Source organism: Pseudomonas sp. NFACC13-1, from assembly GCF_900104425.1.
Classification (GTDB): Bacteria; Pseudomonadota; Gammaproteobacteria; order Pseudomonadales; family Pseudomonadaceae; genus Aquipseudomonas; species Aquipseudomonas fluorescens_AA.
The window spans coordinates 136,651-160,685 of the sequence record NZ_FMXV01000001.1; the positions used below are offsets into that span (position 1 = coordinate 136,651).

Genomic DNA, 24,035 nt, shown 5'->3' on the forward strand with positions numbered 1-24,035 from the left:
AGGCTCCATGAACCTCGATTCCACAGCGTCGGACCTGGCTTACCAGTCAGGCTTTGGCAACGAATTTGCCAGCGAAGCCTTGCCCGGCGCCTTGCCCATCGGTCAGAACTCCCCGCAGAAAGCCCCGTACGGCCTCTACGCCGAGTTGTTCTCTGGCACGGCGTTCACCATGGCCCGCAGCGAAGCGCGGCGTACCTGGATGTATCGCATCCGGCCGTCGGCCAATCACCCGGCCTTCACCAGGCTCGAACGGCAATTGGCGGGTGGCCCGCTGGGTGAGGTCACGCCCAATCGCCTGCGCTGGAACCCGCTGGACATTCCCGCCGAGCCCACCGATTTCCTCGACGGGCTGGTGTGCATGGCGGCCAATGCCGGCGCGGACAAGCCAGCCGGCGTCAGCCTTTATCACTACCGGGCCAACCGCTCCATGGAGCGGGTGTTTTTCAATGCCGACGGTGAGTGGTTGATCGTGCCGCAACTGGGACGGCTGCGGATCGCCACCGAACTGGGCGTACTGGAACTGGCCCCGCTGGAAATCGCCGTGCTGCCCCGGGGCCTGAAATTTCGCGTTGAACTGCTCGACCCGCAGGCCCGGGGTTACCTCGCCGAAAACCATGGCGCGCCGCTGCGCCTGCCGGACCTGGGGCCCATCGGCAGCAACGGCCTGGCGAACCCGCGGGATTTCCTGACGCCGGTCGCCCATTACGAGAACCTCGCTCGACCGACCACCCTGGTGCAGAAATTCCTCGGTGAGTTGTGGGGCTGCGAGCTGGATCATTCGCCTCTTGACGTGGTGGCCTGGCACGGCAACAACGTGCCGTACAAATATGACCTGCGCCGCTTCAACACGATTGGCACGGTCAGCTTCGATCACCCGGATCCGTCGATTTTCACCGTGCTGACCTCGCCCACCAGCGTCCACGGCTTGGCCAATCTCGACTTCGTGATTTTCCCGCCCCGCTGGATGGTGGCGGAAAACACCTTCCGTCCGCCGTGGTTCCACCGCAACCTGATGAACGAATTCATGGGCCTGATCCAGGGCGCCTACGATGCCAAGGCCGAAGGTTTCCTGCCGGGCGGTACGTCCCTGCACAGTTGCATGAGCGCCCATGGCCCGGACGGCGAGACCTGTACCAAGGCGATCAACGCCGATCTTCAGCCGGCGAAAATCGACAACACCATGGCCTTCATGTTCGAGACCAGCCAGGTCTTGCGCCCAAGCCGTTTCGCCCTGGACTGCCCGCAACTGCAAACCGACTACGATGCTTGTTGGGCCTCGCTGCCTGTCACGTTCGACCCGACCCGGAGATAACCATGACTCAACGTTCCCCTGTCCGTAGCTGGGTCGCCAGTGCCAACGGCCACGCCGACTTCCCGTTGCAGAACCTGCCATTGGGTGTCTTCAGCGTCGATGGCGGTGCCTTGCGCTGCGGCGTGGCGATTGGCGAGCGGATTTTCGATCTGCAGGTGGCGCTGCAAGCGGGCTTGTTTGATGGCGCGGCGCAACAAGCCGTCGAAGCCATGGCCGGCGGCCAGTTGAATGGGTTTTTCGACCTGGGCCGCAGCGCCCGGGTTGCCCTGCGTGAACGACTGCTGGAACTGTTGCGCGAAGACAGTCCGTTGCGCGGCAAGGTCGAAGCGCTGGAGGCGAAGCTGCTGCTGCTCGCCGCCGACTGCCAGATGCACCTGCCGGCCAGGATCAACGACTACACCGATTTCTACGTGGGTATCGAGCACGCGCAGAATGTCGGCAAGCTGTTTCGCCCCGACAATCCATTGCTGCCCAACTACAAATACGTGCCCATCGGTTACCACGGCCGCGCTTCGACCATTCGCCCGTCCGGCACTGACGTGCGCCGTCCCAAGGGCCAGACCCTGCCGGCCGGCCAGACCGAGCCGACCTTCGGCCCATGTGCGCGGCTGGACTATGAGCTGGAACTGGGTATCTGGATCGGCAAGGGCAATGCGCTGGGCGAACCGATCCCCATTGGCGATGCCGCCGAGCACATTGGCGGGTTCTGCCTGCTCAACGATTGGTCGGCCCGGGATATCCAGGCCTGGGAATACCAGCCCCTGGGGCCGTTTCTGTCGAAGAGTTTCCTGACCAGCATTTCGCCGTGGGTGGTCACGGCCGAGGCCCTGGAACCGTTCCGCGGCCCGCAACCGGCGCGTCCGCAAGGCGATCCGCAACCGCTGCCGTATCTGCTGGACACGCGTGACCAGGCTGGCGGTGCCTTCGACATCGAGCTGGAAGTCCTGTTGCTGACCGAGGCCATGGTCGAGCAGAACCTGCCGGCCCAGCGCCTGGCGCTGAGCAACACCCGGTACATGTACTGGACCGTGGCGCAACTGGTCGCGCACCACAGCGTCAACGGCTGCCAGTTGCAGGCCGGCGACCTGTTTGGCTCGGGCACCTTGTCGGGGCCTGAAAACCATCAATTCGGCAGCCTGCTGGAAATCACCGAAGGCGGTAAGAAACCGATCGAACTGGCGTCTGGCGAAGTGCGCCGATTCCTCGAGGACGGTGACGAAATCATTTTGCGGGCCCGTTGCCGCCGCGAGGGGGTCGCCTCCATCGGTTTCGGCGAGTGCCGGGGCAAGATCCTGCCGGCGCGTTGAGGGGAGCGCATGGAACTCTATACCTACTACCGCTCCACCTCGTCCTATCGGGTGCGCATTGCGTTGGCGCTCAAGGGCCTGGATTACGAGGCCTTGCCCGTCAACCTGATCGCTGCGCCCGGGGGCGAGCATCGCCAGCCGGCCTACCTGGCGATCAACCCCCAGGGCCGGGTGCCGGCGCTGCGTACCGATGAGGGCGCGTTGCTGGTGCAATCGCCGGCCATCATCGAATACCTGGAGGAGCGTTATCCCCAGGTGCCGCTGCTCAGCGCCGACCTGGCGGTGCGTGCCCACGAGCGGGGGGTGGCCGCATTGATCGGTTGCGACATTCATCCCCTGCACAACGTCAGCGTGCTCAACCAGCTGCGGCAGTGGGGCCACGATGAAGCGCAGGTGACGCAGTGGATCGGGCATTGGATCAGCCAGGGCCTGGTGGCGGTGGAGCAGTTGATTGGCGACGAGGGTTATTGCTTCGGTACCGCGCCGGGGTTGGCGGATGTGTTCTTGATCCCGCAGTTGTACGCCGCCGAGCGGTTCAATGTGTCTTTGCAAGCGTATCCACGGATTCGTCGCGTGGCGGCATTGGCGGCTGGGCATGCCGCGTTCCAGCAGGCGCATCCGGCGAAGCAGCCGGATACTCCGGCTTGATATTGATGTAGGCCGTTGCATCGCCATCGCGAGCAAGCTCGCTCCCACATTTGATTCGGTCAACTGTGGGAGCGAGCTTGCTCGCGACAGCGATTCAACAAGCCACCTGGATCTGCATGCCTGCCACCGGTCAATGCACCACCGAATTCGGCGGCAAATGCCCCAGCCGCTCCGTCAGCCGGATTCGCTGGATCGGATCGTCGCTGAGCATCAGGGCATGCTCCAGGTCGAAGCGTTCGGCGTTGGGGCAATCGAGGCGCTGATACAGGCTGGCGCGGGCCAGGTAATCGGCAGCGCTGGCGTTGCCCAGTTCCAGTACCCGTTCGGCGTCGATCAGGGCCGCGATGTAATCGTCGTTCGCCAGATGCAGTTGGCGCAGGTTGCGCGACAGGCGCTGCAGCATCTGCATCGGCTCGGCGTTGACCAGGTGCTCCGCCTTGAGCGGCATGTTCGCGCCGTATTGGCGCTGCAGCAGTTCCCGGCAGTCATTGGGGTACAACCGGCGCCCACCGCACGGATCGAGCAAGTGATCGGCGCCGGGCACCTTCAACAGGAAATGCCCGGGGAAATTGACACCGACCATCGGAATTTCCAGGCCGCGGGCCAGTTCCAGGGCAATCAGCCCGAGGGCCAGGGGTTGCCCACGCTTGCGAGCCAGGACCTGGTCCAGCAACGCCGCGTGTGGTCGCAGGGGGGTGAAGTCGTCTTGGGCGAAACCCAGGTCATTGAGCCGGCGCAACAGGGGCTGGCCCAGTTCGCTGACAGGCAGCATCGGCAGGCCATGGCTGACCCGCTGTTGCAGCTCCTTGAAATCCTTCAGCAAGGTCGGGACGTCGACGTCGCGATCATGTTCGGCAGCGATCCACAACGCCGCTTCGAACAGCGCCGGTGGTGAGCGGTGCAGACAGTCAAAAAAGGCTTGGCGCGGTTTCATCGAACTCTCCGGGCTATGCTCCCGTTTTAGCCCTGCCATGGATTTTCGTCCAGTCTCGAACAGCCGCTGTCACGGGTTATGCCGAAAAAGACTGACCGCCCTGGCGAATTATTCCGGCGTGCTCCAGCAATTTTCGACTGCACGCCTATACTGGCGAAACAAACAAAAGTGATTCGGGAGCCTTACGATGTTTGCTCTCATGCAAAGCTCCCGCCTTGAATCGCTGCACCTAAGCGTAGACCCGACGACCGGGTTGAAGGCGGTGATCGCTATTCATTGCAGCCGTCCCGGGCCAGCCCTGGGGGGCTGTCGTTATCTTGCCTACCCCGACGACGAAAGTGCCGTGGCAGACGCCGTGCGCCTGGCCCAAGGCATGAGCTACAAGGCGGCGCTGGCTGGCTTGCCCGTGGGCGGCGGGGTCGCGGTGATCATGCGTCCGGCCCATGTCGAGAGTCGGGCGGCGCTGTTCGAAGCCTTTGGTCGTTGTATCGAGCAATTGGACGGGCGCTACATCACGGCCATCGACAGCGGCACGTCGGTGGCCGACATGGATTGCATCGCCCAGCAGACCCGCCATGTCACCAGCACCACGGCCTCGGGAGACCCCGCGCCCCACGCGGCCATGGGCGTTTTTGCCGGCATCCGTGCCACCGCCATGGCCCGCCTGGGCAGCGATAACCTCGAAAGCCTGCGGGTGGCGATCCAGGGCCTGGGCAATGTCGGTTATGCCCTGGCCGAACAACTGCATGCGGCGGGTGCCGAACTGCTGGTCAGTGACATTGACCCTGGCAAGGTGCAACTGGCCATGGAGCAACTGGGCGCCCATCCGATCGCCAACGACGCCTTGCTCAGCACCCCCTGCGACATCCTCGCCCCCTGCGGCCTGGGCGGGGTGCTCAACAGCCACAGCGTGGCGCAACTGCGCTGCTCGGCCGTTGCCGGCTCGGCCCACAATCAGTTGAGCAGCCTGCAGGTGGCCGACCAGTTGGAGAGGCGCGGGATTCTGTATGCGCCGGATTATGTGATCAACTCCGGCGGGCTGATCTATGTCGCGCTGAAGCATCGCGGCGAAGAACTGCCGACGATCACCGCACATTTGTCGAAGATCGGCGCCCGGCTCACGGAAGTCTTCGCCCACGCCCAGGCGGAAAAGCGCTCACCGGCGCGGGTGGCCGATGAGTTGGCAGAGCGCCTGCTGTACCGCTGAAAATCCAATGGTGGGAGCGAGCTTGCTCGCGATTGCGGCCGTGCATTCAACGTCTTTATCGACTGTCACACCGCTATCGCGAGCAAGCTCGCTCCCACAGTTTTGCTCGCCTTTATTTCCTGCGGCGTCCTGCACTTATCCAGCCATTACCTCAGCAGATACACCGGAAAGCATTCACACAAATGCATCACCCGGCGTCGGGTGTTATCCAGGCGTGCGGCGTTGTCCGGTTGTTCCAGCAGGTCGGCGATCAGATTCGCCACTTCGGCACATTCCGCTTCGCCAAAGCCTCGTGTGGTCAGCGCTGGGGTGCCGATGCGAATGCCACTGGTGATCGCCGGTTTTTGCGGATCATTGGGGATCGCGTTTTTGTTCAGGGTGATGTGGGCACTTTCCAGCAACGCCTCGGCGTCTTTGCCGGTGATGTTCATCGCGCGCAGATCGAGCAGGAACATATGGCAGTCGGTACCGCCGGACACCACCCGCAAACCGCGCCGGGTCAGCACGTCGGCCATGACCCGGGCATTGTCGATCACCCGCTGCTGGTAATGTTTGAATCCGTCGCCCAGGGCTTCGTTGAAGGCCACGGCCTTGGCGGCGATGACGTGCATCAGCGGGCCGCCCTGGTACACCGGGAAAATCGTCTTGTCGAGCAGGGCGGCGTATTGCGCCTTGGCCAGGATCAAGCCGCCGCGGGGGCCGCGCAGGGTTTTGTGAGTGGTGGAGGTGATGAAGTCGGCGATGCCCACCGGCGAGGGGTAGACGCCGGCAGCGATCAACCCGGCGTAGTGCGCCATGTCCACCATCAGGTAGGCGCCGATTTCATCGCAGATCTTGCGAAAGCGCTGGAAGTCGATAGTCCGCGAATAGGCCGAGGCCCCGGCGATGATCATCTTCGGCCGGTGTTCCCGGGCCAGGGCTTCCATTTCTTCGTAGTCGAGGGTTTCGGTTTCCGTGTCCAGGCCATAGGAAAAGGCCCGGTAGAACTTGCCGGAAAAATTGACCGAGGCGCCGTGGGTGAGGTGGCCGCCGTGGGCCAGGGACATGCCCAGGATCGTGTCGCCGGGTTCAAGTACCGCCAGGAAAACCGCCTGGTTGGCCTGGGAGCCGGAGTGCGGCTGCACGTTGACGTATTCGCAGTTGAACAACTTGCGCGCGCGTTCGATGGCCAGGTTCTCGACGTCATCGACGACCTTGCAGCCGCCATAGTAACGCTTGCCCGGATAGCCTTCGGCGTACTTGTTGGTGAGCACGGAGCCCTGGGCCTGGAGCACTTCTTCGCTGACGTAGTTTTCCGAAGCGATCAGCTCCAGGTGGGTTTCCTGGCGATTGCGCTCGCGGTCGATCAGGCGGGCAATGGCGGGGTCGAAATTTTGCAGGCTCATGGTGTGATTCCCTAGATAAGCGCTTCGGCCGGTGGCGCGGTCACGTGATGCGGCAACACCCGTGGCTGGCTTTTGGACGAATCGGATAGAAAAATGGAGGTGTCTTTCAAGCCGCTGCCGGTGATCAGGATGACGGCGGTTTGCGGCGTGTCGGGGTGCGTTTCTGCGTACTTGAGCAGGCCGGCGAAGGCGCTGGCGGCGCCGGCTTCCGGAAACACACCGGTGCTGGCGGCCAATCGGGAGGCGGCGGCGACAATGCTCGGGTCGCTGACGCAAATGAACTCGCCGCCGCTGGCGGTCACCGCGCGCATGGCCTTGAGGCGATCACGCGGCAGCGCCACGTTGATGCTGCTGGCCAGACTGGTGGGCGGCAGGCGCTCGGTTCGCTGCATCGAGCGGTCGTAGCGCCAGGCGCGATACATGAAGTTGCTATGCTCGGCCTGCACGCCGATCAGGCGTGGGATACGTTCGATCCAGCCCAATTGCAGCAAGTCGAAAAAGCCTTTGTAGACCGAGCCCAGGATGCAGCCGTTACCCACTGGCACGAACACCAGGTCCGGCACCTGCCAGTTGAGTTGTTCGCACATCTCGAAGGCGACGGTCTTCTTGCCTTCGCTCATGTACGAGTTGATCCCGGTGGTGCGGTTGTACCAGCCATGTTTTTCGCAAGCGTTGAGGCATTGTTCGAAGGCTTCGTCGTATTGCCCATCGACCAGCACGATCTCGGCGCCGTAGCCTTGCATCTGCGCGAGCTTTTCGCGGGGCGCACTCTTGGGCAGGTAAATGACGTTGTGCAAGCCCAGGCTGGCGCTCATCCCGGCCAATGCCGACGCGGCATTGCCGGTGCTGGCCACCGCCACGGTACGCGCACCGGATTGCATGGCGTGGGCCACGGCCAGGGCGCTGGCGCGATCTTTCAATGACCCGGTCGGTTGCCGCGATTCGTCTTTTACGAAGACTTTGATCCGGGCACCTTTGCCGAGCAGTTCCGGGCGCGAGTACAGCGGCGTATTGCCCACCAGTAGTGGTGGAATGAACTGTGTCGAGCTCAACGGCATCAAGCGGTCATAGCGCCACATGCCACGGGCGTGGTCATGGGCCAGGCTGTCCCGGGACCATTCGCGCTTGAGCGTCGGGTAATCGTAAAGCGCATCCAGGGCGCCATCGATTTTGCAATGAGGGCAGTAGTAGCTGACCTCATGGGGCTGGTAGCTTCGATCGCAAACCAGGCACTGCAATGCATACTCTCTGTACGAATTCTTCATGGTCACCCTCTGAAAGTACGCTGTGCTGGTGCTTTCCTTGCCAACGTCGATCCGGCTTGCCGGATCGACGGGCACTCCGCAGACGGAAGGTGTTTCAGATCACCATGATGGCGTCGATGGCGACCAGGGTATTGCGTGCCAGCGCGCTGGCGCCGGCGGTGGTGCGGGCTGGATAGGGCTTGGTGAAGTACTCTTCCATGACGCGGTTGAGGGTCGGGAACTCACTCAGGTCAGTGATGAACGCCGTGACCTTGACCACGTTCGCCAGGGTGCCGCCTGCCGCTTCGGCCATTTGCACCAGGTTGTCGAGGGTCTGGCGCAGTTGACCTTCGAAATCCTTGGCCAGCACTTCGTTGTTCAGCGCCGAGACCGGGGTCTGTGCCGACAGGTAGATGGTCTGCCCGTGGCTGACCTTGATGCCCTGGGAATAGGTGCCCAGTGGCAGTGGCGCCTTGTCGGTGAAAATGACGTTCTCTTCGCCCAGGAATGGTTTGGCGGCGGGCTGGATTTGAGCGGTGGTTTGCATGGTGACGTTCCTTGTTAAGTGAATGGGTTAGTGCAAATCGGCAACCTGCTTGACGGCCAGGCTGGAAAATTCCTCGTCGCGGCAGCGGGCCGGGGAAAAGTGCTGGTAGTTGAGTTGCAGCGCCGCCAGGTCGGCCGGCATGGCGATGCCCAGCGCCGCATGACTGCACAGGCGTGCAATGGCGGGCGCGGCCTGGATGCCGTAGCCACCAAGGGCGGCGAGCCAGATAAAGCTTTCTTGTTGCGGGTCCTGGCCGAGCACCGGCGAGCGGTCGGCGACGAAGGTGCGCAGGCCCGCCCATTTATTGATGATCGAGCGGGGGCGCAGGCGCGTGGTGTTTTGCAGGCGATCCATGGTGATGGCCAGGTCAAGCTCTTCCGGCAATGCATCGCAGGGCAACGACGGGCTTTCATCGCAGGGGGAGACGATCAGGCGCCCGGCTTCAGGCTTGATGAAAATGTCCTCGTCCACCGTGCCCAGGTAGGGCGTGTGGTGCACGTCGCACTGCGGGTCGACCGCCAGCACGGTGCGCCGCAACGGCCGGACACCGACCTTGGGCACGCCGCAGCGCTCAGCGATTTGATCGGCCCAGGCTCCGGCAGCGTTGACCACGATGGCGGCTTGCAGTGGCTGGCCGTCGCGGGTGTGCAAGCGCCAGTGCCCGTCACGGTATTCGCCACGCAGCACTTCGGTCTCGCGCTTGACCACGCCACCACGGGCACGCAGGCCACTCAGGTAAGCCCCATGAATGCCATGCACATCCAGGTCGAAGGCGCTGGGCTCGTAGATTCCTGCACTCCAGGCGCCTTCGGCGAGGTAGGGGACCAGCTCCTGCACATGCCTGTCGTCGAGCAACTCGGCCGTGGGCACTTGCTCCAGCACGGCGCTGAAACGCGCCTTGAGCTTGTCCACCCGTGCCGCCTGGGCCACGATCAGTGCGCCCCGCGGCGCCCATAGCGGATGCTCGGCCAAGCCCTCGGGCGGGTTCTCGAAAAAGCGTCGGGACGCACAGGTCAGCGAACGGATCTGTTGGTTGCCGTAGCTTTCCATCGAGATCGCGGCCGAACGCCCCGTGGTGTGATAAGCCAGTTGCTGTTCCTGTTCGAGCAGGCAGACGCTGCCATGGGCTGCCAGTTCATAAGCGGCTGAGACGCCGGCGATGCCGCCACCGACCACGATGAAGTCGTAACGAGCGGTCATGGTCGGCTGCCCTCGGCGATAGCGGCGGCTTTGCTTTCCCGGGTGTAGGTCAGCACGAAGTGCGCCACGAGACCAAAGATCAGCCCCCAGAACGCGGCGGCCAGGCCGAGGAAGCTCATGCCCGAGGCCGTCACCAGGAAGGTGATCAGCGCAGCTTCCCGCTGCTTCTCATCGGCCATGGCCCCGGTCAGCCCGGCACTGATCGCGCCAAACAAGGCGAGGCCGGCGAGGGAGGCGATCAGTTCCTTTGGCAGAGCGGAAAACACCGAGGCCAAGGTCGCGCCGAAGGTGCCCATCAGGATGTAGAACACCCCGCAGGCAATCCCGGCGATGTAGCGTTTGTCGCGGTCCTCGTGGGCTTCTCGACCGGTGCAGATCGCTGCGGTAATGGCCGCCAGGTTAAGGCCGTGGGACCCGAACGGGGCCATCAGGGCCGAGCCGATGGCGGTGACCGAAATGATCGAGCGCGCCGGCGTGTTGTAGCCCGAGGTGCGCAATACGGCCATGCCGGGCACGTACTGGCCGGTCAAGGTCACCAGCGCCAGTGGCAGGCCGATGTTGATGATCGCGTGCCAGTTCCATTCAGGTGCGATGAAGACCGGATGGGCCACGGCGATGGTGATCGAATGGCTGTTGAGTTCACCGAACGAGGCAGCCACCGCGCAGCCGATGATCAGCACCGACAGAATGGCGTAGCGTGGCGAAAAACGCTTGAAGACCAGGTAGGCCGCGATCATCGCCAGCACCATCGCCGGTTGCAGCTTGATCGACGTGAACAGCTCGGCGCCGAAGCGGAACAGGATGCCGGCGAGCATGGCGGCGGCAATGGCCTTGGGCAGGCGGCTCATCAATTTGTCGAAGGCCCCGGACAAACCGACCACGGCGATGATCACCGACGCCACCACATAGGCACCGATGGCCTGGGGCAGGGTCACGGTGGGCAGCATCGATACCAGTAACGCCGCCCCCGGTGTCGACCACGCCGTGATGACGGGAACACGCAGGCGCCAGCTCAGGAGCAGGCCGGTAATTCCGCTGCCGATGGAAATGGCCCAGATCCACGAAGACACCACGTCATCGGGCAGGTGGGCTTCCTTGGCTGCCTGGAACACGATGATGAGCGGGCCGGCGTAGGAAATGATCACGGCGATGAAGCCTGCGATGATCGCTGACAGGGATAGATCCTTTCTGAGTGTGTCCATGATGTCTCGACTTGGCGCGGCAGGAGCCTGCAATGGATGATTGAGTCGATTGATTCGATTCGATATCAGTGTATTTGAATGAATTGAGTTGATTCAATAGGCGGCGGGATTGTTACGAGATGTTTTTCTGCCATGACGGGGGTTTTTTAGTGGTTTTTGTGTTTAGTCATTTGATTTATATGAATATTATTCGCTGTAAAAATTTCTTCATATCCCATTGATTAACGATTCAATAATCGTATCAATCGACTCAATTCGCCGAATGTGTCGAATTATTAGTTGCCTAACCTCCATGTGATATGCTCGGATATTCATCATTTCTACGATGGGCAGTGATCATTCATGTGGGTTCCCCAGCTAAGCGAGTTCAGCCAGCCGATGTATTTGTCGATTGCCGATGCGTTGGCGCGCGATATCAACAACGGCGTGCTGAACGAGGGCGATCGCTTGCCGACCTTGCGGGAGCTGGCGACCACCTTGAATGTCACGCCGGGCACCATCAGCCGGGCCTATAGCGAAGCCCATCGGCGTCGGCTGGTGCAGGGGGAAGTGGGGCGTGGCACTTATGTGCTCAACCAGAAGCAGCTGGAACTGCCGGCCAGCAACAGCGCCGCCGCGCCGTTGAACCTGGGGCAATCCGAACTGCTTGATCTTTCGATCATCAAGCCCTACAGCGAGACCCTGGAGTACTGGTTGCGCGGCGCGCTGGTGGGCATGGCCAAAAGTACCGATTTCGCGCGCGCGCTGGATTACGCGCCGGACGGCGGTCACCCGGCGCATCGTGAGGCGGGGGCTCAATGGTTGCGTCATTCATTGCCTGACGCGCAATGGCAGCAAGTGGTGATTACCGCCGGGGCCCAGCATGGCTTGATGGTTGCGATGAGCGCCCTGACCAACGCCGGTGACCTGGTGCTCTGCGAGGCACTGTGCTACCCCGGCATCATTTCCCTGGCCCACGGCCTCGAGCGTCGCCTGCGTGGCGTGCCGATGGATGACGAAGGCATCATTCCCGAAGCCTTGCGCGAACTGTGCCTGCGAGAGAAGCCGGCGATGCTGGTGTGCGTGGCGACCTGCCAGAACCCGACGGCGGCGATCATGTCGCAGGAACGTCGGGCCCAGATTGCCGCGCTCGCCGAGGAGTTCGACTTCATCATCCTGGACGATGATATCTATGGTTTCCTGGCTACCGATCCGTCGATCAAGCCGTTGTCGGCCTTTGCGCCGGATCGTTCGGTGTACCTGACCAGCCTGTCGAAATCGGTCATGCCGGCGCTTCGCATCGGTTACATCTATAGCCCGCCGAAACTGCTGTCGCGCCTGACTTCGATGGTACGCAGCAGTGTCTGGATGCCGTCGCCGTTGACGGCGCAGCTGGCCAGCAATGTGATTACCGAAGGCCTGGACAAGAAACTGATTCGCATCCAGCGCAACGAGGCGGCGGGACGGCAAGCGATCGCCCGGGAAATCTTTGCCAATTTTGAGCTCAAGACCCAGCCGTATTCCTATCACGTCTGGCTGACACTGCCCGAGCCATGGACCAGCGACGAGTTCACCATGCTTGCCCGGGCCAACGGCGTACTGGTGCTCAGCGGCACCCAGTTCCAGGCTGAGCGTTCAGGTAGCACCCGGTGCGTGCGGTTGGTGTTGATGTCGCCCACCAGTCAGGACGAACTGCGCTTCGCCCTCACGAAGCTGGCGAGCCTGATCGATTCGGATCCGCGTCGTTATTACTAAAAAGATCGCAGCCTTCGGCAGCTCCTGCACGGTTGTTCCATGTGGGAGCTGCCGAAGGCTGCGATCTTTTTTGGTTACTCGTCCGACGGGTTGAGCAGTTCGGACAAGGCGTCCGGCTGGCTCTTGAAAGCCTTGGCGAACACATCGCGATTCTTCGCCATGTAGATCCCGGCTTCTTCCACCTGTTGCTCGCTCAGCGATGGAACGGCTTTTTGCAAAACCTCGGCCAGCAATTCGGCGAGCTCCAGCATTTTGTCATGACGGTCAGCTTCGGCTTTATCCATGAACAAGCGCTCCAGATCTCGGCTGCTGCGGTATACCACTTCGACGGCCATTCACCACCTCACATGCCTTCACATTGGTTTGTCTTTGCGACCACTGTATTTATATACAGGCAAAAGGATAAGCGAATCCTGTTGCTTTGGATAGTGGCTTTTTAATGTAGACCGATTTCGGCATGTGAGAGCGAAGCGTGTGGGAGCAAAGCTTGTGTGAGAGCAGAGCTTGCTCGCGAAAAAGCCGCATGAAGCGCCCAAAAGTGCCGGATACCAGCCTATCGCCATCTCACCCTCAGTCGCTGGCCTTTTTTCTGCATGCAGAACAACCGTCACGTCCAACCCGCATCATCCGGTCGAGCCGACCTAAGGAAACTACATCGTGAAAATAAACTGGGCCGAGAACCTGCGCCAGAACGTCCATCAACTGGCCGAGTCCCTGGGAAACCTGTTCGTCGAGACTTTCCACTACCTGGCGCTGTTCGCCATCGGTGCGGTGACCGCGTGGGCGGCGGTGATGGAGTTCTTGCAGATGATCGAGGCGGGGCACATCAAGATCGACGACATCCTGCTGCTGTTCATCTACCTGGAGTTGGGGGCGATGGTCGGGATCTACTTCAAGACCAACCACATGCCGGTACGGTTTCTGATCTACGTGGCGATTACCGCACTGACGCGGTTGCTGATTTCCAACGTTTCCCACCACAGCCCGCCCGACCTGGGGATCATCTACCTGTGCGGTGGCATCCTGCTGCTGGCGTTTTCGATCCTGGTGGTGCGCTACGCTTCGTCGCAGTTTCCTTCGGTGAAGATCGAGCACCCGCACCGCAAGGTCGGCGCGGGTTCCAGCGAGCATGCCGAAGTGGAGAAGGGTGAGATTTAAAGGCCGGCGGCAGAAGGTGCAGCACCCTGTGCATGCGGTGGCGGCAACTTGATGTTGTCGCCGCCGGTCATGGCTTCGAGGATGGCCACGGCGCTGTGGCCCTGCTCGATGGCGATGCCGAACTGAATGCTTTGCACCAGGCGCTTGAGCCGCTCCGGGTCATTGCGTTGCTGGGCGCTGATCATGCGTTTGGCGACGATGCGCCCGCTCTTGGACAGGGTCAGCATGATGCTGCCATCCAGGCCCTGAATACTCAGGTTGATTTGATAGTGCGGCGCAAAAGCGTCGGTAATGATCTGAAAAGGGTTGTCCATGATGCGTCACCGCCTGATTGAACGTGCAGTTGTTGACCGGCCGTGATCGGGATTAGTTCGCAACACTGGACCATCGGCCATTCCATGATCGTGTTCATCTCAAATTTTCCAGGGCTGGGCAGGCTTCAAATCGAAAAGATCGCAGCCTGCGACAGCGCCTACAGGGAAGTAGCAAGTGGCATGCCGGAAAAACCGTCGGACAATGATCCCGGCACCCAAGCGTCGAACGCTCTGGAATGCGGCTGCCCGTTTCGGGGCAATAACGTGCGGATGTTCGTTGACGGTGCAGGAGGGGAGGCGATTTGCGGCGGGTGGGCAGGGCGGGGCAACTCCCGACCTTAACAGTGCCTTTGCCTGTTGTCCGGCTTTATTTGCAAATGGATATTTATATTTTTCCAGGGGTTGAATTGTTCTTCCGCCAGCCCGACTCTGTATTCAAGGGGCCGTTGCATTCACGTCGATGGCCCCCGGCGAGCTAGCTGAAATAAGGGATGAACTATGCAAATCCAAGTCAACAGCGATAACCATATTCAAAGCAGCATCCGACTGGAGGAGTGGGTACGTACTACCATCGAAAGCACGCTCGAACGTTATGAAGAAGACCTGACACGGGTCGAGGTTCATTTGCGGGACGAGAACGGCGACAAGCCCGGTCCCCATGACCTGCGTTGCCAGCTTGAGGCACGGCCTAAAGGCCACCAGCCGATTTCCGTGACGCACAAGGCCGATACGCTGGAACTGGCGATCGAGGGGGCGGCCACCAAGCTTGAAAACGCCTTGGAGCACTTGTTCGGCAAACTGCGCGGCAAGCGCGCTGCCATTGCGACACCGACCGAATCCGTTGCCTTGGCCGATGCGCTATTGGAAGAAGAATTCCTGGAGAACGAACGGGCCGCACTCAACGGCTGAGCCCGTTCTGCTTTTGTCGGTCCGCTGCGGCAAATAAGCCCATTCCCGCATTGATCCTATTCCCCTGTGTGCGGGGCTTGCTCGCGAAAGCGGTGGGTCAGCTTGCGAAGTTGTTGAATGTCCTGACGCCATCGCGAGCAAGCTCGCTCCCACAGAAGGGATTTGTGTCGAATGGCGATTTTGTGACCGCCCCGAGTCCGGTGTGGGAGCGAGCTTGCTCGCGATGGCGATAGTCTGGCTAGCGCAAGAATGCCTGTCGATATTCCCCGGGGCTCGCCCCCACGGTCTGGCGAAAACGGTTGGCGAAGTGGCTGGCGCTGGCGAATCCGCAGGCCAGTGCCACCTCGCCCAACGGTTGTGAGGTGGTACGCAGCAAGTGTTGTGCGCAAGCCAGGCGCCGGGCCAGTACATATTGATGGGGCGGCAGTCCGAAGCTTTCGCGGAACATCCGCGCGAAGTGGTATTCGGACAATGCGCACAGCGCCGCCAGTTGCCCAAGGCCGATGGCCTCGGCCAGGTGGCTGTCGACGTAATCCACCAGCAACCGTCGCTGATGCGCCGCCAGGCCGCCTTTGAGGCGAAGCCCCTGGCGCTGGCCGACCTGGCTGAGCAGCAGGTGGTTGAGCAGGTCATGGGCCAGGCTGGTGGTCAGCAGGCGTTCGGCGGGTTCGTCCCAGTTCAGCGCGATCAACTGGCGAAAGCGTTGTGCCTGTTGCGGGTCGTCGAGGAACGTCTCCTCGTGCAATTGCACCTGCCGCGGTTCGCGATCCAGCAGCGTGATGCAACCCAAGGCGAATTGCTCAGGGCTGAAATACAGGTGGGCAAGGCGAATGTCGCCGTTGATGACCCAGGCCGATTCATGTCCGGCGGGCAGTACGCAGAGTTTGCCCGGCGCCCCTGTGGTCTCGGGGCGTTCGCGGCGAAACGTACCCGTGCCACCGGCGATGTAGCAGGACAACGTATGGTGGGTCGGCGCCTCGTAGTCCTGGGCGTCGTGATGGTTGCTCCACAAAGCGGCCGCCAAGCCGTCCCCGAGCTCGGCGCTGTGCTCCAGGCGAGCGTTGGGCGAGCTGTTGAGGGCTTGAAAGACTTGCAGGCTTTGCAGTGTGGACATGATCGGTTCTCTCCGACTCGAATCCTACTCCGTCGGCCGGCCCATGCCAGCCTGCGAACCGACAAAAGCGCAAGTTTACGCAAGTGTGGGGTGGCCAACGGCGTGACACTGATGGCCATTGCCAGGAGCCGTCACCATGAACCTCTCGTTGTACCTGCTTACCGTGCTCATCTGGGGCACCACGTGGATCGCCCTGAAACTGCAACTGGGCGTTGTCGCCATTCCCGTGTCGATTGTCTATCGCTTTGGCCTCGCGGCCCTGATTCTGTTCGCGATGCTGCTGCTCAGCCGCCGCCTGCAGGTGATGAACCGGCGTGGCCATTTGATCTGCGTCGCCCAGGGCCTGTGCCTGTTCTGCATCAACTTCATGTGCTTCCTGACTGCCAGCCAGTGGATTCCCAGTGGCTTGGTCGCCGTGGTGTTTTCCACCGCCACCCTCTGGAACGCCCTCAATGCCCGGGTTTTCTTCGGTCAGCGGATTGCCCGTAACGTGCTATTGGGGGGCGCCCTGGGGCTTTCGGGGCTGGCCTTGCTGTTCTGGCCGGAATTGGCCGGTCACAGCGCAAGCCCGCAAACGTTGCTCGGATTGGCACTGGCACTGCTGGGGACGTTGTGTTTCTCGGCGGGCAACATGCTGTCGAGCCTGCAACAGAAAGCCGGCCTCAAGCCACTGACCACTAACGCCTGGGGCATGGCTTATGGCGCAGCGATGCTGGCGGTGTGGTGTGCGTTCAAAGGCATTCCGTTCGACATGGAATGGAACACGCGCTACATCGGCTCGTTGTTGTACCTGGTGATCCCGGGGTCGGTGATCGGCTTTACCGCCTACCTGACACTGGTCGGACGCATGGGGCCGGAGCGGGCGGCCTATTGCACCGTGCTGTTCCCGGTGGTGGCATTGAATGTCTCGGCGTTTGCCGAGGGCTACCAGTGGACGGTGCCGGCATGGGTGGGGTTGGTCCTGGTGATGCTGGGGAACGTGCTGGTGTTCCGCAAGCCGCGACCGGTGGCGACGAATGTCGCACTGGGGGCCCGCTGAGACAGAACGCCTGGCAATAATCCCGTGGCGAGGGAGCTTGCTCCCGCTGGGTTGCGAAGCGACCCCAAGGTCTATCTGCCACCGCAATGCGTCAGATAAACCGGCAGGGGCTGCTGCGCAGCCCAACGGGGATAAATCCCCTCGCCACAGCAAGCTGCCTCGCCACGGCGTGTTCCCCCGGGGGCTTTGCGGAGGATTTATTTCCAGACTTGCGGGTTGACCAGGTTCCGCGGTCGCTCGCCCAACAAGGCACTGCGCAAGTTATCCACAGCCAGATTGGCCATGGCCTCACGGGTTTCGTGAGTCGCCGAGCCAATGTGGGGCAGGGTCACGGCGTTCTTCAGTTGGAACAGCGGCGATTCGGCCAGTGGCTCTTTCTCGTAGACATCCAGCCCGGCACCGCGGATGCGGTTGTTCTGCAACGCTGCGATCAGCGCGGGTTCGTCTACCACAGGGCCACGGGAAATGTTGACCAGGATGGCACTTGGCTTCATCAGGCCCAGTTCACGCTGACCGATCAGGTGGCGGGTCTTCTCGCTCAACGGTACGACGAGGCAGACGAAGTCGGCTTCGGCCAGCAATTGGTCCAGTTCGCGAAATTGTGCGCCCAGTTGGTTTTCCAGCTCGGTCTTGCGACTGTTGCCGCTGTAGATAATCGGCATGTTGAACCCCAGCCGGCCACGCCGGGCAATGGCTGCGCCGATGTTGCCCATGCCGACGATGCCCAGGGTCTTGCCATGTACGTCGCTGCCGAACAACTGCGGGCCGACCGTCGCTTGCCATTGCCCGGCCTTGGTCCAGGCGTCCAGTTCGGCCACGCGCCGGGCGCTGCTCATCAGCAGGGCGAAGGCCAGGTCGGCGGTGCTTTCGGTGAGCACGTCGGGGGTGTTGGTGAGCATGATCCCGCGTTCATTGAAGTAGGCCAGGTCATAGTTGTCGTAGCCCACCGATACGCTGGAGACCACTTGCAGGTTCGTGGCGCTCTGCAGTTGCTCGCGGCCGAGCTTGCGACCGACGCCGATCAGCCCGTGGACGTGAGGCAAGGCTTCGTTGAACTGCGCGTTGATGTCGCCGTTCGACGGGTTGGGGACGATCACGTCGAAGTCCTGGCGCAGGCGTTCGATCATGGGGGGCGTGATACGGCTGAAGGCAAGTACGGTTTTTTTCATCGTGCAAGGCTCATCTGCAGGGAATACCAAGCACGCTAACATTCCTGGCGCGGGTTAGGCGAGAGGGGACGGTGTAAACGCAGCGCCGCCAACCCTCTGTGGGAGCGAGCTTGCTCGCGATAGCGGTCTGCCAATCCATTGCGCGTGACTGGACCGGCGCCATCGCGAGCAAGCTCGCTCCCACAGGGGGGGATCTTTACAAACTCAGGCGGCCCGCAGGGAAATGAAGGCGTAGGTGACCGGTGCTTCAGTGACCACCCGCGCGCCGCTGGCCGAGACCTGGTTGGCCACGTCCTCGCCGGACAGGTGGAACTGCCATTCGCCAGTCGCTTGGTCCAACGGCTGCGAGCGGGCTTGATCGATAGCGGCGGCAAACGCAGCCATGTTCGGCAGGTAGGCCGTGAATCCGTCGCCCTTCAACGCCGTCGTGTGGATGCCCAGAGACATGCAGATGCGTTCCTTGATCGCGATTTCATCACGATCGGCCTGGCGTGAACGCTCGATCAAGCGGGCCAGTTCCTGGTCCACCAATTCACCGCCCAGTATCAACTGCGGCCCCGTTTCCCACGACTCCGGTGGGCAATCCTTGGCGGCGGTATCGAGCGGGATGTGTGGATTGATTTCCATGGGATAAATGCGGCACACCAAGGGTCTGCGCTCATAGATGCGGCACAGGTTTTCGTCGTCCAGATTATGGCAACGACCCACGTTATAAGCGGCGAACGTGATCGCCACCCGTGCGTCGCTCGTGCCGCTACGGACCACCGCCGAGCGTCGTTCGGCATGTTCACGTTGCGCCACCGGAAGACCGAGGCCATTGGGCAGGAAGGCCTCGACCAGGACAATCACCTGGCCGCCGTCATTGGCCCACATCCTGGCTTCGTCGAGGGTCAGGGGAACGTGATGGCCGGTGCAGCATTTACCACACCCTACACAGGAAAACGTTGTGTTCATTGATCGACCGAAGGCAATAGGCTGAAAGCGGCGCCGGAAAAACGCCGCGATAAGCCCTGCGAAGCAAGTTATGCGCCATTCATCGAGGGGCATCGGTCGAGCGGATCGAGTCCCATTCGGTGACGAAGGCGGTCCTGGTTTTCTTGCGGTAGAGGCACAGCTCGGTGCCGGTTGCGCCTTTCATGTGTTTCTGTGGGTATTGGCCTTGCAGCAACAGCGCGGTGTAGCCCACCCGGTCGTCGAATTGCGCGGCGGTGCCGACGGGTTCGGGGTCTTTAAGGCCGCTGGCCTTCAGGCAACTGGCGAGCACTTTTTTGTCGTAGGCGGCCCAGGCGTCGGGGCTGGAAGCCTGGGCCTGAAAGGCCATGGCGGCAGTGAGGCCGAGGAGCATCAGCGCAGGGATTTTCATCAACAATGTCCTTGTTCAGGGGAACCAGGACAGGAGTATGCCTGAGGTCGGAGCTGCCTGAAGTTGGAGCAGTGTTCAGAGGCCGCGAGGATCGCAGCCTCCTGGCGTTCGGCCTGCCTTGCCGCAGGTGAGTGTCAGCGCCCTTGTTCGGCGACGGCCTTGGCCGCGGTGATCAGGCACTTGGTCAATTCCGGCGACGAGAACTTGGTGAGCACCCCGTTCGCGCCGGCCAATCGCGCTTTCTCACTGTTCATGGCGCTGTCGAGCGACGTGTGCAGCAACACGTAGAGGTGCGCGAAGTCCGGCGTTTCGCGCAGGGTCCGGGTGAGGGCGTAGCCGTCCATTTCCGACATTTCGATATCGGAAACGATCAGGTTGATCTCCTGCGCCGTGCCCTGCAGTTCCAGCAGACAGTCGATGGCCTCCTTGGCGCTGCGGGCGGTGTGACATTGCAGGCCCAGGTTGCGCAGGGTATGCACCGATTGCTGCAATGCCACCTGGCTGTCATCGACCACCAGGATCCGGGCGCTGCCCAGGACCTCGGCGTCTTCCATGCTCAGCTCGGTCGGCGCGGTTTCGATCTGCGCCGGTGCGATGCCGTGGATCACCTTTTCGATGTCCAGCACTTGCACCAGCGTGCCGTCCACCGAAGTCACGCCGGTGATGAACGCACGCACGCCGCCGGAACCGTAGGGCGGCGGTTTGATGTCGGTGGTCAGGCAATGCACGATCTTGCTCACCGCCTGCACATGCAGGCCCTGTTTGGAGCGGCTCACGTCGGTGACGATCAGGCAACCGCCGTCCGGATCTTCCAGCGGCCGCTCGCCAATGGCGCGGCTCAGGTCGATCACCGACAACGACGTCCCACGCAGGGTGGCGATGCCTTTGACGTGCGGATGGGACTCCGGCAGTTTGGTCAACGGTGGGCAGGGAATGATTTCACTGACTTTGAGCAGGTTGATCGCCATCAGCTTGCCGCTGCGCAAGGTAAACAGCAGAAGCGAAAGTGAATCTGCGCGGGCTTTGTTGGAAGACATAAAAACCTTCTGTGGAAAAAGGTGGGGCGAGCCTGAAGATCGCCAAAACAGCTTTTGATATCGGGTTATCGACTTGTCGGGGGCAGGCTTTAGGGAGAAAGCTGTCAACAGCCAATTTCAAGTCAGCGGCCTCGGATCGCTCAACTGGTGGCGAGGGGTTTATCTGTGGCGAGGGGATTTATCCCCGCTGGGTTGCGCAGCAACCCCAAAAAAGGCTGAACGCATTCAGTCTGATACTCCGGGTGGGTAGATTTTGGGGCTGCTTTGCAGCCCAGCGGGGATAAATCCCCTCGCCACAGGTTTTATTTCAGCCCCAACCGCCGGGCCATCCGCCCCAGGTTCGCCCGATCCAGCCCCAGCTCCCGGGCGGCGCTGGCCCAGTTGTACTGGTGCCGCTCCAGGCAGGCGGCGATCAAATTGCGTTGGAATTCGTCCACCGCTTCGCGCATGTCTCCCGTCACGCTCACCAGGGCTGGCCCCGGGCCGGTGGACGATGGGGCTGGGTTATCCACAGGGGCTTGGGGCAAACCCAGGTCCTGGGCGCTGAGGCTGAGGATTTTCGGGCGCGTCGGGCAGCGGCCCAAGGCCTTCAGGGCACTGCGGCCAATCAGGTGTTCCAGTTCGCGTACGTTACCCGGCCAGTCGTAGGCCAACAGTGCGGCCTGGGCGTCGTTGCTCAGGCGCAGGCTGCCCAGGCCCATGCGTGAACGATTCTGTTCCAGGAAAAAGCCGCTGAGCAGCAGCACGTCCCGTCCGCGCTCACGCAGCGCCGGTACCTGCAATGGATACACACTCAAGCGATGGTAGAAATCGGCCCGGTAACGGCCGTTGCGTACCTCTTCGGCGAGGTCGCGATTGGTGGCGGCGATCAGGCGTACATCGACCCGGTGCTCCTTGTCCGAACCCAGGCGCTGCAGTTGGCCGCTTTGCAACACCCGCAGCAACTTGGCCTGGACCGTCAGGGACAACTCACCCACCTCATCGAGGAACAAAGTGCCGCCGTCGGCCAGTTCGAATTTGCCGCGCCGGTCGTTCGTCGCCCCGGTGAAGGCGCCCCGTACGTGGCCGAAGAGTTCACTTTCCACCAGCGTATCCGGCAGGGCGGCGCAATTGAGGCTGATGAGCGGCTGCCCGGCGCGTTTCGACGCGGCATGGATGGCCTGGGCGACCAGTTCCTTGCCCACACCGGTTTCGCCCGTGATCAATACGGTCAGGTCGCTGCCGCCCACCAGCGCGATCTCTTCCACCAGGCGCTTGTGGGCCTTGCTCTGGCCGACCATGTCGCGATGTTGCTGGCCGCTGGCCTGGCGATAGACCTCGGCGCGGCGGTGCTCATCCTCGGCCTTCAAGGCCAGGCGCTCGATGCGTTCGGCGGCGCTGACCGTGGCGGCGGCGAGGCTGGCGAAGGCTTGCAGGGCGCTCAGGTCGATGGGTTCGAAGCGTTCCGGGTCCAGCGAATCCAGGGTGAGCAGGCCCCAGGGGCGCTCGTCGACGAACAGCGGACACCCCATGCAGTCATGGACCTCCAAGTGCTCGGCCAGCCCCTCGACCAACCCGTCGTACGGATCGGGCAGGCCGCTGTCGGCGGCGAAGCGGGTGGGCTGCGGGTTCGCCAGCAGCGCTTCGAAGCGTGGGTGTTCGCTGACCCGGAAGCGTCGGCCCAGTGTATCGGTGCTCAAACCGTCCACCGCCAGGGGCACGAGGCAGTCTCCGTCCAGGCGCAGCAGCGCGGCTGCATCACAGGGCAGCAGCGCGCGCAGGGCGCCCAGCAAGCGGCGATAGCGCTCGCCTTCAGGCAGTTCGCGGGACAGGTCCGCCACCAGGGGCAGCAAGGCTGTGAGTAGAGAGGTTGCAGTCATAAAGACTCCATGTAGTCATAAAGACTATAGAGGGTTCCGTGTCTTTATGACTATTTTTTAATTAACTCATTGAAAAATAACGAAATAAATAATGGCATGGAAACTGATGGTAAGGCTGTAGTTGTTATTCAAGTCCTTGCATGGAGTCACCTTATGCTCAGCCAAGCAGAACGCGCCATCATTCGTTCCACTGTTCCCTTGTTGGAAAGCGGTGGTGAAGCACTGATCACTCACTTCTATCGCATGATGCTGTCCGAATACCCGCAAGTGCGCCCCCTGTTCAACCAGGCTCACCAGGCCAGTGGCGATCAACCCCGTGCGCTGGCCAACGGCGTGTTGATGTATGCGCGGCACATTGACCAGCTCGACCAGTTGGGCGACCTGGTGGCGAAAATCGTCAACAAGCACGTTGCCTTGCAGATCCTGCCGGAACATTACCCGATTGTCGGTGCGTGCCTGCTGCGAGCCATTGCCGAGGTGTTGGGCGAGGAGATCGCCACGCCCGAGGTGATTGCGGCGTGGGGCGCTGCCTACAACCAGTTGGCCGATATCCTGATCGGTGCCGAAGCCGGCATGTACGACAAGAAGGCCGAGGCGCCGGGCGGCTGGCGTGGCGAGCGTGAGTTCATCCTGGCGGCCAAGGTCCAGGAAAGCTCGGAGATCACCTCGTTCTACTTCGAACCGGCGGACAAGGGCCCGATCCTGGTGGCCGAGCCGGGCCAGTACATCGGCATGAAGCTCATCCTCGATGGCGAGGAAGTGCGCCGTAACTATTCGCTGTCGGCCCTGGCGGACAATGGTCGGTATCGGATCAGCGTCAAGCGCGAGCCAGGTGGGCGAGTGTCCAACTACTTGCATCGTCATTTCGACGTTGGCAGCCGTATCCAGTTGTTCCCACCGTCCGGGGATTTCTACCTGACCGCCAGCGACAAGCCGCTGGTGCTGATCAGCGGCGGCGTCGGCATCACGCCGACCCTGGCCATGTTGCAGGCGGCACTGCAAACCGAGCGGCCGGTGCATTTCATTCACTGTGCACGTAACGGCCGCGCCCATGCCTTCCGCGACTGGATCGACGACTTGGCCAAGCGGCATCCGCAACTCAAGCGCTTCTACTGCTACGACGAAGACGACGGCTTGAGCCCGGCGGCGGATAAGGTGGGACTGCTGAGCCAGGAGCAATTGGCGCAATGGTTGCCGGAGCAGCGTGACCTGGATGCCTATTTCCTTGGGCCGAAGGGGTTCATGGGCGCCGTCAAACGCCACCTCAAGGCCCTGGGTGTACCGGACCGGCAGAGCCGCTACGAATTCTTCGGTCCGGCGGCGGCGCTGGAGTAAGGTCGCAGCGAACCGGGA

The 24,035-nt window shown here is 61.9% G+C and carries 22 protein-coding genes and 1 pseudogene; 9 read left to right on the plus strand and 14 right to left on the minus strand.

What is annotated here, in order from left to right; translation table 11 throughout:
* The first annotated feature begins 7 nt into the window (after positions 1-7).
* The 3 genes and pseudogenes from hmgA to maiA all read left to right on the plus strand — a co-directional run bounded on the left by hmgA (position 8) and on the right by maiA (position 3,267).
* Positions 8-1,312 carry a homogentisate 1,2-dioxygenase gene (gene hmgA / locus BLQ55_RS00650; RefSeq protein WP_092202597.1) on the plus strand — a complete coding sequence of 435 codons (1,305 nt, stop codon included), beginning with the start codon at positions 8-10 and terminating at the stop codon, positions 1,310-1,312.
* A 2-nt stretch (positions 1,313-1,314) separates the two neighbouring features.
* Positions 1,315-2,633, plus strand: a pseudogene (gene fahA / locus BLQ55_RS00655) (fumarylacetoacetase); the annotation flags it as partial.
* Positions 2,629-3,267, plus strand: coding sequence for a maleylacetoacetate isomerase (gene maiA, locus BLQ55_RS00660; RefSeq protein WP_092251827.1), 639 nt, complete (start codon positions 2,629-2,631; stop codon positions 3,265-3,267). The pseudogene fahA and the gene maiA, both read left to right, overlap by 5 nt.
* Before the next feature lie 130 nt (positions 3,268-3,397).
* On the opposite strand, the gene BLQ55_RS00665 is transcribed toward maiA, so the two are convergent.
* A complete protein-coding gene (locus BLQ55_RS00665) occupies positions 3,398-4,201 on the minus strand; it encodes a SirB1 family protein (RefSeq protein ID WP_092251829.1) in 804 nt (267 codons plus the stop codon).
* A 187-nt stretch (positions 4,202-4,388) separates the two neighbouring features.
* Here BLQ55_RS00665 and BLQ55_RS00670 point away from each other — a divergent pair, with 187 nt between their 5' ends.
* Complete coding sequence (locus tag BLQ55_RS00670; RefSeq protein ID WP_092202605.1) at positions 4,389-5,408, plus strand: Glu/Leu/Phe/Val dehydrogenase family protein; 1,020 nt, start codon at positions 4,389-4,391, stop codon at positions 5,406-5,408.
* A 146-nt stretch (positions 5,409-5,554) separates the two neighbouring features.
* On the opposite strand, the gene glyA is transcribed toward BLQ55_RS00670, so the two are convergent.
* The 5 genes from glyA to BLQ55_RS00695 form a co-directional block, all read right to left on the minus strand.
* On the minus strand, positions 5,555-6,793 hold the full coding sequence (glyA, locus tag BLQ55_RS00675) for a serine hydroxymethyltransferase (protein WP_092251831.1): 1,239 nt from the start codon (positions 6,791-6,793) through the stop codon (positions 5,555-5,557).
* Positions 6,794-6,804: 11 nt separating this feature from the next.
* Positions 6,805-8,058, minus strand: coding sequence for a threonine synthase (gene thrC / locus BLQ55_RS00680; RefSeq protein WP_092251833.1), 1,254 nt, complete (start codon positions 8,056-8,058; stop codon positions 6,805-6,807).
* 94 nt (positions 8,059-8,152) lie between these two features.
* Positions 8,153-8,584, minus strand: a complete 432-nt coding sequence (locus BLQ55_RS00685; RefSeq protein WP_003205417.1) for a Rid family detoxifying hydrolase — start codon at positions 8,582-8,584, stop codon at positions 8,153-8,155.
* A 27-nt stretch (positions 8,585-8,611) separates the two neighbouring features.
* On the minus strand, positions 8,612-9,784 hold the full coding sequence (locus tag BLQ55_RS00690; RefSeq protein ID WP_092251835.1) for an NAD(P)/FAD-dependent oxidoreductase: 1,173 nt from the start codon (positions 9,782-9,784) through the stop codon (positions 8,612-8,614).
* Positions 9,781-10,986, minus strand: a complete 1,206-nt coding sequence (locus BLQ55_RS00695; protein ID WP_092202613.1) for a benzoate/H(+) symporter BenE family transporter — start codon at positions 10,984-10,986, stop codon at positions 9,781-9,783. Before BLQ55_RS00695 ends, BLQ55_RS00690 begins: the two co-directional genes overlap by 4 nt.
* A gap of 342 nt (positions 10,987-11,328) precedes the next feature.
* Here BLQ55_RS00695 and BLQ55_RS00700 point away from each other — a divergent pair, with 342 nt between their 5' ends.
* Positions 11,329-12,720 (plus strand): aminotransferase-like domain-containing protein, encoded by a 1,392-nt coding sequence (locus tag BLQ55_RS00700; RefSeq protein ID WP_092251836.1) that lies wholly within the window; start codon positions 11,329-11,331, stop codon positions 12,718-12,720.
* Positions 12,721-12,794: 74 nt separating this feature from the next.
* Here the strand turns inward: BLQ55_RS00700 and BLQ55_RS00705 are convergent, their stop codons facing one another.
* Positions 12,795-13,055, minus strand: a complete 261-nt coding sequence (locus BLQ55_RS00705) for a YebG family protein (protein WP_003205410.1) — start codon at positions 13,053-13,055, stop codon at positions 12,795-12,797.
* A gap of 322 nt (positions 13,056-13,377) precedes the next feature.
* Between BLQ55_RS00705 and BLQ55_RS00710 the strand changes: the two genes are divergently transcribed.
* Positions 13,378-13,878 carry a phosphate-starvation-inducible protein PsiE gene (locus BLQ55_RS00710; protein ID WP_047699631.1) on the plus strand — a complete coding sequence of 167 codons (501 nt, stop codon included), beginning with the start codon at positions 13,378-13,380 and terminating at the stop codon, positions 13,876-13,878.
* Here the strand turns inward: BLQ55_RS00710 and BLQ55_RS00715 are convergent.
* Entirely contained in the window at positions 13,875-14,192 is a 318-nt protein-coding gene (locus BLQ55_RS00715; RefSeq protein WP_060740718.1) for a DUF3509 domain-containing protein, read from the minus strand. The two genes, BLQ55_RS00710 and BLQ55_RS00715, sit on opposite strands and share 4 nt — an antisense overlap.
* Positions 14,193-14,690: 498 nt before the next feature.
* Between BLQ55_RS00715 and BLQ55_RS00720 the strand changes: the two genes are divergently transcribed.
* A complete protein-coding gene (locus BLQ55_RS00720; protein WP_060740719.1) occupies positions 14,691-15,101 on the plus strand; it encodes an HPF/RaiA family ribosome-associated protein in 411 nt (136 codons plus the stop codon).
* A 238-nt stretch (positions 15,102-15,339) separates the two neighbouring features.
* Here the strand turns inward: BLQ55_RS00720 and BLQ55_RS00725 are convergent, their stop codons facing one another.
* Positions 15,340-16,215 carry a helix-turn-helix domain-containing protein gene (locus BLQ55_RS00725; protein WP_092251838.1) on the minus strand — a complete coding sequence of 292 codons (876 nt, stop codon included), beginning with the start codon at positions 16,213-16,215 and terminating at the stop codon, positions 15,340-15,342.
* Between the two features lie 136 nt (positions 16,216-16,351).
* Between BLQ55_RS00725 and BLQ55_RS00730 the strand changes: the two genes are divergently transcribed.
* Positions 16,352-17,254, plus strand: a complete 903-nt coding sequence (locus BLQ55_RS00730; protein WP_092251840.1) for a DMT family transporter — start codon at positions 16,352-16,354, stop codon at positions 17,252-17,254.
* 197 nt (positions 17,255-17,451) lie between these two features.
* Here the strand turns inward: BLQ55_RS00730 and BLQ55_RS00740 are convergent, their stop codons facing one another.
* From BLQ55_RS00740 to norR, 5 genes are all read right to left on the minus strand, one after another.
* Complete coding sequence (locus BLQ55_RS00740) at positions 17,452-18,423, minus strand: 2-hydroxyacid dehydrogenase (RefSeq protein WP_092202624.1); 972 nt, start codon at positions 18,421-18,423, stop codon at positions 17,452-17,454.
* Positions 18,424-18,627: 204 nt separating this feature from the next.
* Positions 18,628-19,377 carry a YkgJ family cysteine cluster protein gene (locus BLQ55_RS00745; RefSeq protein ID WP_092202626.1) on the minus strand — a complete coding sequence of 250 codons (750 nt, stop codon included), beginning with the start codon at positions 19,375-19,377 and terminating at the stop codon, positions 18,628-18,630.
* Positions 19,378-19,456: 79 nt separating this feature from the next.
* Positions 19,457-19,786 (minus strand): hypothetical protein, encoded by a 330-nt coding sequence (locus tag BLQ55_RS00750; RefSeq protein ID WP_092251842.1) that lies wholly within the window; start codon positions 19,784-19,786, stop codon positions 19,457-19,459.
* A gap of 134 nt (positions 19,787-19,920) precedes the next feature.
* Positions 19,921-20,823 (minus strand): chemotaxis protein CheV, encoded by a 903-nt coding sequence (locus BLQ55_RS00755; protein ID WP_092202630.1) that lies wholly within the window; start codon positions 20,821-20,823, stop codon positions 19,921-19,923.
* A 302-nt stretch (positions 20,824-21,125) separates the two neighbouring features.
* Positions 21,126-22,682 carry a nitric oxide reductase transcriptional regulator NorR gene (norR, locus tag BLQ55_RS00760; protein WP_092251844.1) on the minus strand — a complete coding sequence of 519 codons (1,557 nt, stop codon included), beginning with the start codon at positions 22,680-22,682 and terminating at the stop codon, positions 21,126-21,128.
* A 153-nt stretch (positions 22,683-22,835) separates the two neighbouring features.
* On the opposite strand from norR, the gene hmpA reads away from it, so the two are divergent.
* Positions 22,836-24,017: an NO-inducible flavohemoprotein gene (gene hmpA / locus BLQ55_RS00765; RefSeq protein ID WP_092251846.1), complete on the plus strand. Its 1,182-nt coding sequence runs from the start codon at positions 22,836-22,838 to the stop codon at positions 24,015-24,017.
* The last annotated feature ends 18 nt before the right edge of the window (positions 24,018-24,035 follow it).